The organism is Streptomyces sp. NPDC020192 (assembly GCF_044388685.1).
Lineage (GTDB): Bacteria > Actinomycetota > Actinomycetes > Streptomycetales > Streptomycetaceae > Streptomyces.
This window is the reverse complement of the sequence record NZ_JBIRXG010000018.1, coordinates 16,208-32,136: the sequence shown is the minus strand read 5'-3', so window position 1 is coordinate 32,136 and position 15,929 is coordinate 16,208. Positions and strand designations below refer to the sequence as shown.

17 protein-coding genes are annotated in these 15,929 nt (G+C 72.7%); 8 read left to right on the top strand and 9 right to left on the bottom strand.

The features are described from left to right. Positions 1-7: 7 nt before the first annotated feature. A complete protein-coding gene (locus ACH47Z_RS30375; protein WP_399079556.1) occupies positions 8-925 on the top strand; it encodes a MurR/RpiR family transcriptional regulator in 918 nt (305 codons plus the stop codon). A 406-nt stretch (positions 926-1,331) separates the two neighbouring features. After that, positions 1,332-1,712 carry a hypothetical protein gene (locus ACH47Z_RS30370; RefSeq protein ID WP_399079299.1) on the top strand — a complete coding sequence of 127 codons (381 nt, stop codon included), beginning with the start codon at positions 1,332-1,334 and terminating at the stop codon, positions 1,710-1,712. Positions 1,713-1,761: 49 nt separating this feature from the next. On the opposite strand, the gene ACH47Z_RS30365 is transcribed toward ACH47Z_RS30370, so the two are convergent. Then, positions 1,762-2,418 carry a peptidoglycan-binding protein gene (locus ACH47Z_RS30365; protein ID WP_399079298.1) on the bottom strand — a complete coding sequence of 219 codons (657 nt, stop codon included), beginning with the start codon at positions 2,416-2,418 and terminating at the stop codon, positions 1,762-1,764. A gap of 152 nt (positions 2,419-2,570) precedes the next feature. Beyond that, a complete protein-coding gene (locus tag ACH47Z_RS30360; protein WP_399079296.1) occupies positions 2,571-3,422 on the bottom strand; it encodes a hypothetical protein in 852 nt (283 codons plus the stop codon). Positions 3,423-3,738: 316 nt separating this feature from the next. On the opposite strand from ACH47Z_RS30360, the gene ACH47Z_RS30355 reads away from it, so the two are divergent. Both ACH47Z_RS30355 and ACH47Z_RS30350 read left to right on the top strand, forming a co-directional pair. Then, the gene (locus tag ACH47Z_RS30355; protein ID WP_399079294.1) at positions 3,739-4,482 is read left to right on the top strand and encodes a TetR family transcriptional regulator; all 744 of its coding nucleotides are present in this window, start codon (positions 3,739-3,741) and stop codon (positions 4,480-4,482) included. Positions 4,483-4,642: 160 nt separating this feature from the next. Further along, the gene (locus ACH47Z_RS30350) at positions 4,643-5,059 is read left to right on the top strand and encodes a Zn-ribbon domain-containing OB-fold protein (protein ID WP_399079292.1); all 417 of its coding nucleotides are present in this window, start codon (positions 4,643-4,645) and stop codon (positions 5,057-5,059) included. 41 nt (positions 5,060-5,100) lie between these two features. Here the strand turns inward: ACH47Z_RS30350 and ACH47Z_RS30345 are convergent, their stop codons facing one another. Genes ACH47Z_RS30345 through ACH47Z_RS30335 form a run of 3 tightly spaced genes read right to left on the bottom strand, consistent with a single transcriptional unit; the run spans position 5,101 to position 5,725 of the window. Further along, positions 5,101-5,277, bottom strand: a complete 177-nt coding sequence (locus ACH47Z_RS30345; RefSeq protein WP_399079291.1) for a hypothetical protein — start codon at positions 5,275-5,277, stop codon at positions 5,101-5,103. Next, positions 5,274-5,399: a hypothetical protein gene (locus ACH47Z_RS30340; protein ID WP_399079289.1), complete on the bottom strand. Its 126-nt coding sequence runs from the start codon at positions 5,397-5,399 to the stop codon at positions 5,274-5,276. Before ACH47Z_RS30340 ends, ACH47Z_RS30345 begins: the two co-directional genes overlap by 4 nt. Before the next feature lie 32 nt (positions 5,400-5,431). After that, on the bottom strand, positions 5,432-5,725 hold the full coding sequence (locus ACH47Z_RS30335; protein WP_399079287.1) for a hypothetical protein: 294 nt from the start codon (positions 5,723-5,725) through the stop codon (positions 5,432-5,434). 155 nt (positions 5,726-5,880) lie between these two features. On the opposite strand from ACH47Z_RS30335, the gene ACH47Z_RS30330 reads away from it, so the two are divergent. Continuing rightward, positions 5,881-8,640, top strand: coding sequence for an alpha/beta hydrolase family protein (locus tag ACH47Z_RS30330; protein WP_399079285.1), 2,760 nt, complete (start codon positions 5,881-5,883; stop codon positions 8,638-8,640). A gap of 21 nt (positions 8,641-8,661) precedes the next feature. Here ACH47Z_RS30330 and ACH47Z_RS30325 read toward each other — a convergent pair whose 3' ends face one another. Further along, positions 8,662-9,048: a PPOX class F420-dependent oxidoreductase gene (locus ACH47Z_RS30325; protein ID WP_399079282.1), complete on the bottom strand. Its 387-nt coding sequence runs from the start codon at positions 9,046-9,048 to the stop codon at positions 8,662-8,664. Positions 9,049-9,058: 10 nt separating this feature from the next. Continuing rightward, a complete protein-coding gene (locus ACH47Z_RS30320; protein WP_399079280.1) occupies positions 9,059-10,252 on the bottom strand; it encodes a MalY/PatB family protein in 1,194 nt (397 codons plus the stop codon). A gap of 174 nt (positions 10,253-10,426) precedes the next feature. Between ACH47Z_RS30320 and ACH47Z_RS30315 the strand changes: the two genes are divergently transcribed. Both ACH47Z_RS30315 and ACH47Z_RS30310 read left to right on the top strand, forming a co-directional pair. Next, entirely contained in the window at positions 10,427-11,257 is an 831-nt protein-coding gene (locus ACH47Z_RS30315) for an SAM-dependent methyltransferase (protein WP_399079277.1), read from the top strand. A gap of 439 nt (positions 11,258-11,696) precedes the next feature. Continuing rightward, a complete protein-coding gene (locus ACH47Z_RS30310; RefSeq protein WP_399079275.1) occupies positions 11,697-13,094 on the top strand; it encodes a S1 family peptidase in 1,398 nt (465 codons plus the stop codon). Between the two features lie 85 nt (positions 13,095-13,179). On the opposite strand, the gene ACH47Z_RS30305 is transcribed toward ACH47Z_RS30310, so the two are convergent. Next, positions 13,180-13,365, bottom strand: coding sequence for a hypothetical protein (locus ACH47Z_RS30305; RefSeq protein WP_225097636.1), 186 nt, complete (start codon positions 13,363-13,365; stop codon positions 13,180-13,182). Between the two features lie 100 nt (positions 13,366-13,465). Next, on the bottom strand, positions 13,466-14,614 hold the full coding sequence (locus ACH47Z_RS30300; protein WP_399079273.1) for an ROK family protein: 1,149 nt from the start codon (positions 14,612-14,614) through the stop codon (positions 13,466-13,468). 109 nt (positions 14,615-14,723) lie between these two features. Here ACH47Z_RS30300 and ACH47Z_RS30295 point away from each other — a divergent pair, with 109 nt between their 5' ends. Next, positions 14,724-15,926 (top strand): Gfo/Idh/MocA family protein, encoded by a 1,203-nt coding sequence (locus ACH47Z_RS30295; protein WP_399079271.1) that lies wholly within the window; start codon positions 14,724-14,726, stop codon positions 15,924-15,926. Positions 15,927-15,929 lie beyond the last annotated feature (3 nt).

Sequence of the window (15,929 nt, the reverse complement as noted above, 5' to 3'; positions counted from 1 at the left end):
CGACCGGGTGCCCTCGCCGCAGCAGGCACGCGCACAGGCGTCAGCGATCACCTCGGGCAGGACGGCGCCCGCGGCCGAGGCCGCCCCGACCTCACGGCTCAGGGAACTGTTCGACGGCCCCCGTCTGTCGCCGGGTCAGCGGCGCATCGCCCAGTACCTCATCGAGCACATCACCGAGGCCGCGTTCCTGTCGATCACCGAGCTGGCCGACCGGGTCGGGGTCAGCCAGCCCTCCGTCACCCGCTTCGCCGCCGCCGTCGGCTTCAGCGGCTATCCCGCGCTGCGCGAGACGCTCCAGTCGATCGCGCTGAGCACCCTCGCGGGCGGACCCGGCGAGGAGAACCGGGCCAACGAGCTCCAGGCGGCCGTCGACGCCGAGATCGCGAACCTGGAGAACCTGCGGCGCGACTTCGCCGACCCCGAGCGCATCATCCAGACCGGCCGCGCGCTGTCCCGCTCGACCCCGCTGACCGTGCTGGGCCTGCGCATCTCGGTGTCCCTGGCCGAGTACTTCGGCTACGCGGCCCGCCGGATCCACCCCGACGTACGGCTGGTCACCCGGGGCGGCAGCGTGGCCTACGACGCGCTGCTGCAGTCCCGCGAGGCCGGCGGCACCTGGGTGCTCGCCTTCGCCATGCCCCGGCACTCCCAGGAGACCCTCCAGGCCGTCCGGGTCGCCCGCGGCGCCGGTCTGAAGGTCGCCCTCGTCACCGACCTGGCGCTCGGGCCGGTGGCCGACGAGGCCGACGTCGTCTTCGCCACCGGCACCGGGTCGCGGATGGTGTTCGACTCCTATGCCGCGCCCGGCGTACTGGCGGCCGCACTGCTGCAGGCCATGACCGACGCCGACCCGGAGCGCACCCAGGCCCGCCTGGAGAAGTACGAACAGCTCTCCGAGCAGCACCAGTTCTTCCTGAGGGACTGACCTCTTCCCGAAGAACCTGCGGCGCCGACGGTCCGCGTCCGCACCGGGCAGCCGTGAAGATCCTGCAGTCCCCCCTACCCCGGACAGGGATCATCCGACACAAAGCACGCATGAATGTTTTCATACGGCTTGCAAACGGGACGGCATATATAAATACTGCTCGCACCACAGCCCCGAGAGAGCCGACGGACCAGCCATGCGCACGCACCTCGCCACGCAGCGCCGGTTCCCCGCGCCCGGGGCCCCGCACGGACACCCCCAGCCGCCGTTCCCTACCCACGTCGGCGCCCGGGGTGTTCCGGGGCGCGCCGTCTGCGCGACGCGCCCGTGGCGGCCCCGGCCATCCCCTAGACCGGGGCCGCCCCGCTCTCGTCGACCACCCTCACGACGCCGCACACCGGAAGCGATGATCATGCCCCTGACCAGCACGCGCATCAGTCCCGACTGGCCCTGTCAGGTCAAGACGCCGGGCTCGTACGACTGGGAGCGCTCGGCGGCCAAATGGCTGCGGGAGCTGATCCCCGCGCGTTACGCCAGCTATCCGGCGCTCATCCGCCACCCGGTCCTGCTGGCCCGGCACGCCCAGCTCCAGGTGCAGCAGGAGGTCCGCGTGGCCCGGACCGCCCTGCAGACCGCACGCGCCGAACTGCCGATGCTGGGACTGCCCGAGTCGGTCATCGAGCACACGATCAAGCTGTACGCCGCCGAGGTCCTCCAGCTGCAGCACATCGCCCGCAGCGTCCGCGCGGTCAGCGAGGCCCTGGCGGTCCGCGGCGGAGGGCGCTGACTTCCACGACCGGGATCCCGGCGAACCCTCCGCCGGCTGTCAGCCGCTCTCACGAACCGTCGCCCGGGGTCGTGCGTGACTCCAGCGCGTGGCGCGTGTCGTTGCCGTAGACGCCGGTCTCGTCGCCGCGGATGCCGTACCAGAGCTGGAACCGGGCCACGGCCGCGGTGAGCGTGGCGTCGTAGGTGCCGTTCGTGGAGCCGTCGCGGTAGACGTCCGGGATGCGCAGCAGGCGTTGCTGCAGTTCGGTGACCTCGGGGCCGGTGTCGCCCTGGCGGAGGGTGCCGGCGCCGTCGGGGTCGGTGGCGGAGGTGCCCGCGGCCGAGGGGGTGGGCGTCGGCGTGGCGGCGGGCGGTGCGGTCGTCACGGGGGTGGACGGCCGCGCGGTCGCGGCGGCCTCCTGGCCGTCGGGCAGCAGCAGGGCGCACCCGAAGCCGACGAGTGCGGCCACCGCCACGGCCCCGGCGAGGGCGGCCCGGCGCACACCCGGCTTCCGGCCCGGCATGCCGGGGGTGGGGCGGGCCGGCGGCACAGGCGGCAGTTCCTGGGTGTCGTCCTCGGTGGTCTGCGCTGCCTGTGCCGGGACGACGGCCTCCATCTCGCGCATGAGCTCCGCGAGGGCGTCCAGACGGCGGGGCCGCAACACCCGTACGGGTTCCAGGACCGGTCCGGCATGCGGCCGTTCAGCATCAGGCGGTGTCGGCACCAGGCTCTCCTTCCGTCCCCGTCCCGACCCGTCCCGGACGGGCGGGCGGGCGGGACGCGCGAGGTCCCCGCGCACTGATACGGCCGGGACGGGAGAGCCGTTCACCTCTCAACCAAAGCCTCCGCCCTGACCGCACCTCACCCTGGTGACGGTCAGGCCGGGTTGAGGGCGCCTTGCGCGAACCGGTTCAGGGACGCCGTGAACGCGGCGACGAAGGCGTCCCTGGCCTCCTCCGGCAGCGCCTCCAGGGACAGATAGGGGTTGAGGTCCTCCAGTTCGACCAGCAGCAGACCGCCGTCGCGGGTGCGGCAGGCGTCCACGCGCTGGATGCCGTGGCCGAGGTCGTTCCAGTCGATGAAGCGCCGGGCGAACTCCAGGTCGCCGGCGGTCGCCGCGTAGGGCTGCAGCTCCCAGCGGCGCTCGGGGTCGGGGGCGTACAGGGCGTACTGGAAGTCGTCGTCGACGAAGTAGAAGGACACCTCGTGGACGAAGTCGACGCAGGGCTGGATCAGCACCTCACCGCCGGCCGTCGCGACGACCCCGGCGACCTGCCCGGCGGGCACGACGCGCAGGCCGGCGGAGTCCGCGCCGAGCTTCGGCTTGACCACGTACCGCTCGGCGGCCGGCAGCCCGTGCAGGTCCGCGGCGCTGCCGACGGTCGGTATGACGGGAAAGCCGGCGGCGCTCAGATCGAGCAGGTACTGCTTGCCGGCCATGTCCGCCCTGCCGGTGAGCGGGTTGTACACCCGGGCGCCGGTGGCGAGTGCCTGCGTACGGAAGGCGTCGTAGGCGCTCTGGTAGCCGAGGACGGGCCCGCTGTTGCGCACGACCACGGCGTCGAAGCCGTCCATTAGCGCGGCCGCGTCCAGCGGGTGGCACAGGGCGAGGTCGAAGCGGGCGCGGAGCCGGGAGGTGAGGAAGATGTCCTCGTCGCAGTAGCGGCGCCCACGGGCCTGGTACGCCAGGTCGGTGACGTAGAGCAGTCGGTGGCGGGCGGCGGGCATGCGGGATCTCCTCGGGCGGGCCGGTACGGGGACGGCCGGTGCCCGCAGCAGACGGTGCCTGCCGACACGGGCCGGTCCCGGCACGGTGGAGAAAGGTTACGTCGCAGGGTGCGGGGCGTGTCGCGCGGGGCCGCTCGCTGTGGGAGCGGGGGGGCATGGGGTCGGTCGGTGTCCCCGACCGGGGTGGGCGTCCGGCGGGGGCTCCTGCGGTGCCGAGGGCACCTTCGACACCTCCTCACAGCACTCAGTTCCCCCATGAGGCCGTTCGTCCTGCACTGAGTGTCATAGGGTGCCTCCGGGTGCTACGTTCCCGTTCATGAGCTCCAGCAGCGCGGTGCCGACCGCGAAGCCGCCGATGCGGGAGGCCCTGGTCGCGGCGGCCTTCCGGCTCTTCCTGGAACGCGGGTACGAGCAGACCACCGTCGACGACATCGTGGCCCTGGCCGGGGTCGGCCGGCGTTCGTTCTTCCGCTACTTCCCCTCCAAGGAGGACGTGGTCTTCCCCGACCACGAGCGCTGCCTGGCCGACATGACCGATTTCCTCGCGGCGGGCGGAGCGGAGCACGAACCGGTGCGGCGGGTGTGCGACGCGGCCCGGCTGGTGCTGCGGATGTACGCCGAGAACCCGACGTTCTCCGTGCAGCGCTACCGCCTCACCAAGCAGGTGCCGGGCCTGCGCGCCTATGAGCTGTCGGTGGTGTGGCGCTACGAGCGCGCACTCGCCGAGTATCTGCGCGGGCGCTTCGCCGGCCGGCCCGACGGCACGCTGCGAGCCGACGTGATCGCGGCCGCGGTCGTCGCCGCGCACAACAACGGCCTGCGCGCGTGGCTGCGTTCGGACGGCGAGGGCGACGCGGGCGCGGCGGTGGACCACGCGCTGGGGTATGTGCAGAAGGCGTTCGGGCGTCCCGCCGAGGCCACCGCGCCCGCCCGCGTCAGCCCGGTGCCGTTCGGCGGACCGGCCGGGGATCCCGACGACGTGGTGGTGCTGGCCTGCCGCCGGGACACCCCGCTGTGGCGGGTGGTGCAGGAGCTGGAGGCGGAACTCGGCCGGGCCTGACCCGGCTCACGTGCACACATTCAGGGTACGGAGTGTCTTTACGAGTGACACTGAGTGCCATAACCTGTCGGTGTGCACGGTGGCACCGCAGCCGCGCACACGTGTGCCCGGTGTGCGCCGGACACGCGGGATTCCGGCCCAGCGCAGGGAGTTGACCAGCGTGTACCACCACTCAGCAAACGCCTCGCATCCGGCGGCCGGAGCCGCGGCGGGTCTGCTCGATCCCGTCTCCGTGGACTCCAAGGACGCCATCCTCTTCCAGCGCTGCGCCTGGTGCGGCACCGCGATGTACCACCGGCTGCTGTGTCCGGTGTGCCAGGGCAGCGAGCTGCGCACGGAGCGCAGCGAGGGCGTCGGGACGGTCCGGCACTCCACGGTGCTGCACCGCAACACGCCGGCCGCGCGCAATGTGTCGCTGATCGAGATGGCCGAGGGGTTCGTCGTACGGGGCCGGGTCATGGGCCCGCCGATCGGCATCCACAGCGGCGACCGGGTCCGGCTGTCGACCGCCAAGGACCCGGTGCGGAGCGAGCCCGTCTTCCAGCTGGTGGACGAGCCGTACCGGGCCTGGACCTGACACGTCCACGCGCGCCCCGAAGCGGAGACGCGACGTCGACCTCACCGGGGCCACACCCCCGGCACCAGCTCCCGTACGCTGACGGGCCGTCCGGTCTCGAACGCGCGGTTGGTGCCGAGGCCGACGGCGAGGGCGAGCGCGCCGTCGCGTTCGGTGGCCGGGAGCGGCGCGGTGCACGGGGACAGCGCGGCCCGGCACGCCGGCGGCGTACGGCTCACCCTGCGCCCGCTGTGGCAGCCGCCGGCCGACCTCCCGCTGCGGACCGCTCACACTGCCAGCGGCTCTCCTCGACCTCCAGCTCCAGCTCCAGCTCCAGCCGGCCCGCGCTGCCGTTGACCATGACCCGGTAGCCCTCCCACGGGGAGTAGGCGGTCAGATGGAGGTCATCGTGGCCCCGCGTGCATAGCGGACGAGGACGGCCATGTCGTCCTCGATGCCGATGGGGCCGTCGAAGACGTTGCGGTCCCGCAGATAGCCGTCGTCGCACTCGGCGTCGAGGTAGAGAGCGCGCAGGGTGTCGTCGGCCGCGAGGTCGAGCGCGAAGGGGTCGCCCGCGGCCTCGGGCGCGCCGTGGGCGCGGGCGTAGTCCCGGCGCAGGCCGCGGCGTTCGCCCGCCGCGGCGCCGTAGAAGCCGAGCCTGCCGACGGCGGGCGGCCCGCCGGTCAACTCCAGGGCTGTCGACCTCCGTTGTCCTGATCTCGATCACGTGATCGATCACTTTCCCCGCACAGGCAACCCACAGACTGCGCCTTCCGTCCTCCGGGGGCGAGGGGCTCCCGGGACGGCCGGGACGCTCGAGGTCGGGGGTACGAGGAGGAACAGTGGTCCGTGCCCGGCACATATGGGTGACCGCCACCGCGTTGCTCGCGGTGGCGGGGGCATCCCCAGGGGCGGCAGTCGCACAAGACCAACCACCATCGCATACGGGGCAGTTGGCCGCGTCGGACGACGGGACGCTGCCGCCGGGCTGGCGGATCGCCGGCGGGCGGTCGCATGCGCGGCTGGAGTGGCGGTCGGACCGGCCGGTGCCGATGGGCGACGCCCGGGTCGAGTTCCGGTCGGACGGACGCCTGTTGGGAGTTCCCCAGCCGGGCAGGGACGGGCACACCTTCCGGCTGCCGCTCGACGGACAGCGCACCGACGATCTGCACGGCCTGCAAGTCTGGTCCGGTGGACGGCGGTTGGACGCGCGCGAGGCCGCCGGGGCCACGTCCGCGGTCAAGCCGCCCGCCCCGCTGCCCGCGAACCCCGTCGACCCGGGCAAGCCCGGCTCGTACCGGACGCGAACGGGCGAGTACAGCCTCACGTCCGTGAAGCTGCCCGGCTTTTCGGCGCCGGTGGAGATGCGCGGGGTGGTCGTCGCCCCGGTCGGCGCCTCCGGCAAGCGGCCGCTCGCGCTGTTCCTGCACGGCCGCCACTACACCTGCTACCAGGGCAAGGACATCAGCGGCGACTGGCCCTGCAAGCCGGGCTGGAAGCCGGTGCCGAGTCACCGGGGTTACCTGCGCGACCAGCAACTCCTGGCCTCGCAGGGCTATGTGACCGTCTCGATCTCCGCCAACGGCATCAACGGCCAGGACTCCGCGGCCGAGGACGGCGGCGCCCAGGCCCGCTCCTCGCTGGTCCGGCTGCACCTGGCCCGGTGGGCCGACTGGGCCGCGCACCCCGAGACCGCGCCGTCCGTCGTCCGCCGGTCGCCGCGCGCCGACCTGTCCAAGGTACTGCTCGTCGGGCACTCGCGGGGCGGCGAGGGCGTCAACCGGGCGGCCCTGGACAGCCTTTACCCGCCGCCCGCCGACCAGGACGGCTACCACGGCCCGGTCCGCTGGACCATCCGCGGCACGGTCCTGATCGGCCCCACCGTCTTCGGTCAGAACCCGGTGCCCGACGTGCCGTCGGTGACGATCCTGCCCGGCTGCGACGGTGACGTCTCCGACCTGCAGGGCGAGGTGTACGTCGACGGCACCCGCGCGGTCAGCGACGGCAGCGCGCTGCACAGCGCCGTGTACGTCATCGGCGCCGACCACAACTTCTTCAACTCCGAGTGGACGCCGGGCCGGTCCGCGGCGCCGTCGGAGGACGACTTCTCCGACGACCCGCAGCACCCGGACCCCGTGTGCGGCAAGCACGCGGCGACCCGGCTCACCGCCGACCAGCAGTACCGGGCGGGCTCGACGTACGTCGCGGCGGCCGCGCGGATGTACCTGGCCGGTGACGACCGGGTACGGCCGCTGCTCGACGGTTCCGGGAAGCGGGCGCCGTCGGCGGACCCGGCGCGGGTCCTCAGCCATGCGGTGGGGGCGCGCCGGGGTGCCGGGTCCCTGCCGGACGGCGGGGTGTCGGTGACCGGCGCCCGGCTGTGCGACGCGGTGAACCCCAGCCCGGACCAGGCGTGCCTGGGCCGGGGCGTGACGGGCGCGTCACCGCACTTCGCGCAGTGGGAGACGGACCGGGAGACCGGCCGGCGGGCGATCGCGCTGCGCTGGACCCGCGCCGGCGCGGCTGCGCGGGTGAGCGTGCAGCACCCGGTGTCGCTGAAGGGCTCCGATGCGCTGGCGCTGCGGCTGTTCGTACCGCCGAACTCGAAGGGCACCCTGCTGGATGTGTCCCTCACCGACACCTCCGGCCGGAAGGTGAAGCTGGGTCGGGTGCGGGCCGACGGGCTGCCGGGCAGCGGGCGCACCACGTCGTACTGGGCGCGCGAGTTCCGGGTGCCGCTGACCGCGGCCACGCGTGGCGGGTTCGCGCTCGGCTCGGTCACGTCCCTTGAGCTGACGTCGCGTTCGGCTTCCGGGCAGGCCTGGCTGATGGACGCGTGGGGCTGGCGGCCCGGGACGCCGGCGGTGCGGGCGGCCGCGCTGCCGCGCGTGGACCTCGGCCGGATGACGGTGGACGAGGGCGACTCGGGTGTGCGCACCTATCACGTGCCGGTCCGGGTGACCGGCCACGGCAGCGGACAGGTGCGGGTGTACGTCGTCGACCCGGCCACCGGGAAGGCGACGGACCGGCTGGTGACGGTACGTCCGGGCGGTCACGACATCGACGTACCGGTCGAGGTGAAGGGCAACACCCGCTACGGCCCGGACGTGTCGCACGACGTCCTGGTCAAGGCGGTCCACGGTGCGGTCGTCGGCTCCTACCGGGGCGGGATCACGGTCCACGACGACGATCCGGCGCCGACAATGACCGTCACGCCGGTCGCCGACCGGGTGACCGAGGGGCAGTCCCTGGCGTGGCGGCTGTCCCTGTCGGAGGCGGTGGACGTGGACATGAGCGCACTGTTCGCCGTGGTGCCGCCCGCGACCGGGCCGGAGCTGTCCACGAAGGACGTCTCGGCGCGCTGGCTTCAGGACACCGCCGGCGTGAAGCCCGACCCGGAGCGTCCGCTGTCCAAGGCCGGGATCTATCTGTGGGTGGACGTCCCGGCGGGGAAGACGAGCGTGGACATCACCGTGCCCACGGTCAAGGACAAGGTGAAGGAACCGGCGGAGTCGGTACGGTTCCAGCAGGCCGACATGAACACCGGTGAGCCGAAGGCCGACGGGCTGGTGCTGACCGGGTCGGTGCTCGACGCGTCGTAGGAGACCGCTTCCGGGTGGCCCTCAGTCCGTGAGGGTCACCCGGATCCCGACGGTGCCGTCCAGCCCGCGCCGCAGCCGGCTGCCGAGCAGGGTGAGGCGGCCGAGGATGCCGTACTTGCGGGCGACGAGGTTCCGGTAGCGGGCGGTGGTGGCCGCGTCGGCGATCCGGGCGGTGGCCGGCAGCTGGTCGCCGGTGGGGTTGCCGCGCAGGTCGCAGGGGCCGACGAGGACGTCCGCCCGGCGCCGGATCCGCTTGACCTTGAAACTGTCGGCGGCCGTCCAGACCCCGAGGGTGTCCGCGTCCCGGACCACCCACACCGGGGTGGCGACCGGGGTGCCGTTCTTGCGATAGCTGGTCACCAGCAGATACTTGCCGGAGCCGAGCCGGTCCAGCCGCGTGTCGTCCATGCCCGGCAGTCTAGGAGCCACCCGCTGCGGGCAGGGCCGCCGCCATCCGCCGTACGCCCTCGGTGACGATCTCGGGCGAGGTCGCCAGGTTCAGCCGTACGTGCCCCACGCCGCCGGTGCCGAAGGGCAGCCCGGAGTTGACGGCGACCCGGCCGCGGTCGAGGAAAATGTGCGCGGGGTCGTCGCCGAGGCCGAGGTCGCGGCAGTCGAGCCAGGCCAGATAGGTGGCCTCGGCGGGGTGGAGGCGGATCGCGGGCAGGTGCTCGGCGAGCAGGGCGTCGAGCAGCCGACGGTTGGCGTCGAGGCCGGTCAGCAGGGCGTCCAGCCAGCTTCCGCCGTCGCGCAGGGCGGCCGTGTGGGCGATCACGCCGACGTGGCTGGGGCCGTGGCTGACCTCCTCGGGCAGTTGGTCGAGGTCGGCGGCGGCCTTCGGCCCGGCGAGGGCGAGGGCGGCCTTGAGGCCGGCCAGGTTCCAGCCCTTGGAGGCGGACATCAGGGACAGACCGCGTTCGGCGCCGGCCACGCTCAGATACGGCACGAAGGGCACGCCGGGGGCGACGAGCGGGGCGTGGATCTCGTCCGCGACGACCCGGACGCCGTACCGCTCGGCGAGGGCGGCGACGGCGGCCAGTTCGTCCGCGGTGTGGACGGTGCCGGTGGGGTTGTGCGGGCTGCACAGCAGAAAGGCGGCGCGGCCGGCGCCGGCGGTGGCCTCCCGGAAGGTCTCCTCCAGGGCGGCCGGATCGAGGCGCAGACCGGGGCCGAGCGGCGCTTCGACCACCTTTCGGTCCATGTGGCCGATGAACTGGAAGAACGGCGGGTACACCGGCGGGTTGACGATCACCGGATCGCCGGGCCCGGTGACCAGTTTGATCATCTCGACCACACCGAGCATCACGTCCGGAACGATCGCGGTGCGCTCGATCGCGATCCCGTCCCAGCCCCAGCGGTCGGCGGCGAACGCGGCCAGCGCCTCGGCGTAGGCGGTGCCGGCGGGGTACCCGGTGTCGCCGAGGGCGAGCGCGTCGGTGACCGCGCGGACCACCGGTTCGGCGAGGGACACGTCCATCTCGGCCACCCACAGCGGCAGCACGTCCTCGGGGTACGTGCGCCATTTCATGCTCGTACGGCGGCGCAGCCGCTCCAGGCCGAGGGCGCCCAGCGGGTCCGGCGCGCCGGGGGTGTCGTGCGGGATGCCGGTCATGGGGCTCACGATAGGCGGCCGGGGTGGGAGAGGGAACGACCGAAAACCGGGGATGCCCGGCAATGATCAACTCGGGCGTCTAGATTGCGTCTTGAACGGTGTGAACGCGCCGCTCGTCCGCCCTTTCCCAGGCATCTCGTCCGGCTTTTCCCAGGCATCCAGGAGCTGACCCACGTGACCGACAACCCGGCAGCCACCAACGACGTGGCCGTGTCGCTGCGCAGCCGTATCAACACCAGCCAGCCGCACACCGCCCGGATCTGGAACTACTGGCTCGGCGGCAAGGACAACTACGAGGTCGACCGCGCGGCCGGCGACCAGATACGCCAACTGCACCCGGGCATCGGGGAGTACGCGCGTGCCGACCGGCTCTTCCTCGGCCGTGCCGTGCGCCACCTGGTCGCCGAGGAGGGCATCCGCCAGTTCCTGGACATCGGCACCGGGCTGCCCACCGCCGACAACACGCACGAGGTCGCCCAGCGCATCGCGCCGGAGTCCCGGATCGTGTATGTCGACAACGACCCGCTGGTCCTCGCGCACGCGCGCGCCCTGCTGACGAGCACGCCCGAGGGCCGTACCGACTACCTCGACGAGGACCTGCGCAATGTCGACGCGATCCTCGAACATGCTTCGAGGACACTGGACTTCAGCGAGCCGGTGGCGCTGATGCTGCTCGGCGTGGTCATCTTCATCGGCGACGACGAGGACCCGTACGGTCTGGTACGGCGGTTGACCGACCGACTGCCGGCGGGCAGTCATCTGGTGCTGTCGCACACCATCACCAGCCCGTCGATGCCGGACGTGGACGAGGCGGTGAAGTTCTGGAACGAGAACGGCACCCCGAAGCTGACCCAGCGGCGACCTGAGGACGTGGCCCGCCTCTTCGACGGCCTCGACCTGCTGGAGCCGGGCGTGGTGTCCTGCTCCCGCTGGCGCCCGGAGCACACCCACGGCGCCGAACCGGAGGAGGTCGCCATGTACGGCGGGGTGGCCCGCAAGAGCTGAGCCCGTACCGGAGCGCCATGGCGACCGCACGTGCGGGCGGGGATGCCACGGCCGCCACGCATCCAGGCGGGACGCCATGGCGGCAGATCGCCCCGGCACGGATGCCCCAGCCGCGCATCCCCCCGCCGGGCGCCGGAGCGCCATGGCGACCGCATGTCCGGGCCGGGATGCCGTGGCCGCCGCGCATCCAGGCGCGGACGCCGTAGCGGCGGAGCGCCCCGGCGAGGATGCCTACCGACAGATTGCCCCGCCGGCCGGATCACCGTCACTCACCGCACGCCGGGGAGGCCGCCGTCGCTCGGCGCGCGCCGAGAGGCACCGACTCCGCTGAACGCCAGGGCGGTGGCCTCCGTATGGAAGTGCGGGCCCTCGACGAGCTGGGGGTCTCGCGCTGCCGGTAGGGGCGGCGCGCGTTCGGGTTCGGCTTCGGGAGCCATGCATGCGGCACGCACGACGACGCATCGTCCGGCGAGTGACACGTCTGGCGGCGGTCGGCGGACTCCTCCTGGGGGGCGCGATGGTCACCCAGGCGGCCATGGCGAGCGAGACACCGCCGGCCGCCGTGAGAGCGCTGGCCGCCCCCACGGGCGCCGGGGACACCGGCGCCGCGCTGGTGGCGCGGCTCGGCACGGCCCGTACGGCGGGCAGTTGGATCGGGGCCGACGGGCGGCCGGTGGTGGCGGTGACCGACGACGCGGCGGCGCGGGCGGTGCGCGGCGCGGGGGCCGAGGCGAAGGTCGTCGCGCACAGCATGGACGAGCTCAAGTCGGCCACCGCCACGCTGCGTTCGGCACCCCGGGTGGCGGGCACCGCGTGGGCGGTGGACTACCGGACCAACCGGGTCGTGGTGAGCGCGGACAGCACGGTGTCCAGGAGCGACTGGTCCCGGATGAGCCAACTCGCCGCGAAAACAGGTGACTTCGTGCAGATGGAACGGACGAAGGGCACCTTCACCACACGGCTGAACGGCGCCCAGCCGATCCTGTCGACGGGCGGCCGCTGCTCGGCGGGGTACAACGTGACCGACGGGCAGAGCGACTTCATCCTCACCGCCGGGCACTGCGGTCCGGCCGGCTCCACCTGGTTCGCGAACAACCAGGGCAACCAGCAGCTGGGGCAGACAGTGAGCAGCACCTTCCCCGGCAACGACTTCTCGCTCGTGAAGTACGCCTCGGGCAAGGCCGGTGACGGCGCCGACGTCGTCGCGATCGGCGGTGGCAACGGGGTGCGGATCACGGGGGCGGCCGATGCGGCGGTGGGGCAGCGGGTGTTCCGCAGCGGCAGCACCAGTGGTCTGCACGACGGCACGGTCACCGCGCTGAACGCGACCGTCAACTACCCCGAGGGCACGGTCACCGGGCTCATCCAGACCACGGTGTGCGCCGAGCCGGGCGACAGCGGCGGCCCGCTGTTCTCCGACGGCATCGCGCTCGGTGTCACCTCGGGCGGCAGTGGGGACTGCACGGCGGGCGGGACGACGTTCTTCCAGCCGATCACGAAGGCGATGACGGCACTGAACGTCAAGCTCATCGTGTCGGCCCAGAGCGCCGCCCGGAACGGTGCCCAGAACGCCGGCGGCACCGCGCAGAGCACCGCCCCCTCCCCCGCGGCCACGCAGGCCGCGATCGCGCCGAACGCGGTATCGCCGGGTGCGGCGGCGCCGGTGTCGGGCGGCCAGAGCGAGACGCTGCTGGCCCGGCTGACGGACACCCGGAACATCGGGCCGGGGCTGCTGGTCATCGCGGGCAGTCTGATCGCGCTCGTCGCCACCCGGTACATCCGGGCCGAGCAGGACCGCAAGGCCTATCAGCGGTACTACTCGGCGACCTGGGGCTGACGAGAGGCCGGTACGGCGGCACGAGAAGGGCACCCGTGCGGTCACGGGTGCCCCGGAGGATACGGCGCGGTCCGCGCGAGGCCGGTCAGGCCGCTCGCTGCGAGCGCGGGGCCGCGGCGGCCCACTCCATCACGAGGCGCTGGTACTGCGCGCGCTGCTCGGTGGTCAGTGTCCCGCCCGACCGGCGCCACAGGGCCCTGATCTCCTCGTTGACCTCCGCGGCCGATCGCTCGGGGGCGGCTTCAACAGTGGTGGACATGCTGTGAAGCATATGCCGGTCGACGTGAAGGCGCTGTGAGTAAGTACACTCGATGCGGACATTTCGGACCGTGTTACTCATCACGTCGATCTGTCAATGCGCGTACGGGAGTTCACACTCTCCCCTCACCCAGCACGAGCACCTGGATCGCCAGTACGGCGGCGCCGCGCGCCCAGTCGTGGAAGTCGGAGACCTTCGTCTCCAGGTCCACGACAGCGGCGAGCGGATGCCGGTGGGCGTGGATGGTGTCATGGACCGTGGTCCCGGCCACATCCATCAGTCCGACGCCCTCGCCGGCGAGCAGGATCTTCTGCGGCAGGGCGAAGTTGGCGATCTGGGCGACCAGGGTGCCGAGCGCGCGGGCGGCCTCGTCGACGACCCGGGAGGCCAGGGGCTCGCCCGCGGCGGCACCGGCGAGGATCTCCTCGTACCCGGTGTCGCGGCCGGTCGCGGCGCGGATCTGGTACTCGATGCTGGGGATGGTGAGCAGGGACACAGCGCTGCCACGGGCGCCGTCCGGGGTGAGCGGGCCGTACGGGTCGATGATCCAGTGCCGGCCGGGGCCGCGGCCCTCCTCCGCGAACGGCACGCGCCGGCCGCCGAGCACCAGCCCGTAGCCGATGCCGGCGCCGATGGTCAGGACGGCGAAGCGGTCGAGGCCGCGGCCCGCGCCGAACCAGCTCTCGGCCTCGGCCAGGGCGGCGACGTCGCTCTCCACGACGACCGGCAGCCCGGTGCGCTCCTGGACCAGCGCGGCGAGCGGCACGTCCCGCCAGCCGAGGAACGGCGACTCCTCGACCACCGCGCGCTCGCGCACCAGGCCGCCCACGCCGATGCCGATACCGGCCGGGGCGGGGCGCCCCTCGGCGAGTTCGGCGGCCAGGTCCGCGACCATGCCGGCGACGGCGGCCGGGTCGTGCGTGGTCAGCGGCCGGTCGAGGCGGGCGGTGACCTCGCTGCGCAGGGTGGTGACCACGCCGTAGACCATGTCGCCGGTGATCTTGAAGCCGAGGAAGGAGCAGGAGTCGGCCACGACCCCGAGCGGCTGGGACGGCCGCCCCTGACGGGTCTCCGCCCCGCCGCCCGCCCCGGCGGCCTCCACCAGCAGTCCGGACTCGAGGAGGGGCTTGGTCAGGCGGGTGAGACTGCCCTGGGACAACCCCAGCCGCCGGGCCAGCTCCGTGCGCGACAGCGGACCGTGCACGAGCACCTCGATCGCCACGGAGCGCTCCGCCGGGCTCAGCGGCAGCCAGCTGGTCATTTCTTCCGCCTCACAAGTAACCAGGTCACCTTATTGCGTACAGAGCATGCCACAGAAGCCTCCACCCGCCCCTTGACGGTTTGATTCTTCCGGATCAAAAGTAAACAGCATGACTTTCTCTCTCGGCATCGTCGGCGCCGGACAGTTCTCCGGTCAGTTCGCCGCCCTGTTCCAGGCCCACCCCGGCGTCCGTGACGTGTATGTCACCGACCTGCTGCCCGATCGGGCCGAGCGGCTCGCCGCCGCACAGGGTCTCGCCGGCACCTTCCCGTCGTACGAGGCCATGCTGGAGTCGCCCGCCGTCGACGCGGTCGCGGTCTTCACCCAGCGCTGGACGCACGGCCCGCTGGTCCTGCAAGGGCTCGGCGCCGGAAAGCACGTGTACTCCGCGGTCCCCATGGCGGTCACCACGGAGGAGATCGCCGCGATCATCGACGCGGTCCGGGCGACGGGGCTGACGTACATGATGGGCGAGACCAGCCAGTACAACCCGGCGACCGTGCACGCCCGCAACCAGATCGCCCAGGGAGCCTTCGGCCGGCTCTTCTACGCCGAGGGCGACTACGTCCACGACATGGACCTCGGCTTCTACGACGCCTACCGCTACAGCGGCGGCGAGAACTGGAGGACGACCGCCAGCTATCCGCCGCTGCTGTACCCGACGCACTCGGTGGGCGGGGTGCTCGGGGCCTGGCGGACGCACGCGGTGAGCGTGTCGGCGATCGGGGTACGAGACGATCGCGGTGACGGCGTTTTCGACCGTTCGGTCAGCCAGTTCGACAACGACGTGTCCAACGCGACCGCTCTGTTCGAGGTGGCGGGCGGCGGATCGTTCCGTACGAACGAGTTCCGGCGGGTCGGCTATCCCTCGCACATCCGCGAGTCCCGGTTCCGGTTCTTCGGCACCGAGGCCAGCATGGAGCAGCTGGCCACGGTGGCGCTGTGGCAGGACAAGAACGGGGTGAAGGACATCAGCGAACTGCTGGAGCCCAAGGCGACGCTGTCGCCCGACGATCCCTCGCTGGCCCATGTCGCGCCGGAGCTGCGGGCCGCCTTTACCTCCGGTTCGGCGCCGGTGCACGACCGGTCAAGGCTGCCAAGGGAGTTCGACCACCTCCACAACGGGCACGAGGGAAGCCACCACTTCCTCGTGGACGACTTCGTCACCGCCGTCACCACCCGTTCGCTGCCGTCGGTGAACGCGTGGACGGCGGCCCGCTACACCCTGCCGGGCATCATCGCGCACGAGTCGGCCCGGCAGGGCGGGGTACGGCTGGCGATCCCCGACTTCGGGGACGCGCCCGAGGGGTGAGGA

Coding starts and splice junctions, on each gene's coding strand:
- ACH47Z_RS30355 (WP_399079294.1), top strand. CDS start 3,739: ATGAGCTCCAGCAGCGCGGTGCCGACCGCGAAGCCGCCGATGCGGGAG.
- ACH47Z_RS30360 (WP_399079296.1), bottom strand. CDS start 3,422: ATGCCCGCCGCCCGCCACCGACTGCTCTACGTCACCGACCTGGCGTAC.
- ACH47Z_RS30305 (WP_225097636.1), bottom strand. CDS start 13,365: ATGCTTCACAGCATGTCCACCACTGTTGAAGCCGCCCCCGAGCGATCG.
- ACH47Z_RS30320 (WP_399079280.1), bottom strand. CDS start 10,252: ATGACCGGCATCCCGCACGACACCCCCGGCGCGCCGGACCCGCTGGGC.
- ACH47Z_RS30370 (WP_399079299.1), top strand. CDS start 1,332: ATGATCATGCCCCTGACCAGCACGCGCATCAGTCCCGACTGGCCCTGT.
- ACH47Z_RS30340 (WP_399079289.1), bottom strand. CDS start 5,399: ATGGTCAACGGCAGCGCGGGCCGGCTGGAGCTGGAGCTGGAGCTGGAG.
- ACH47Z_RS30310 (WP_399079275.1), top strand. CDS start 11,697: ATGCGGCACGCACGACGACGCATCGTCCGGCGAGTGACACGTCTGGCG.
- ACH47Z_RS30325 (WP_399079282.1), bottom strand. CDS start 9,048: ATGGACGACACGCGGCTGGACCGGCTCGGCTCCGGCAAGTATCTGCTG.
- ACH47Z_RS30295 (WP_399079271.1), top strand. CDS start 14,724: ATGACTTTCTCTCTCGGCATCGTCGGCGCCGGACAGTTCTCCGGTCAG.
- ACH47Z_RS30300 (WP_399079273.1), bottom strand. CDS start 14,614: ATGACCAGCTGGCTGCCGCTGAGCCCGGCGGAGCGCTCCGTGGCGATC.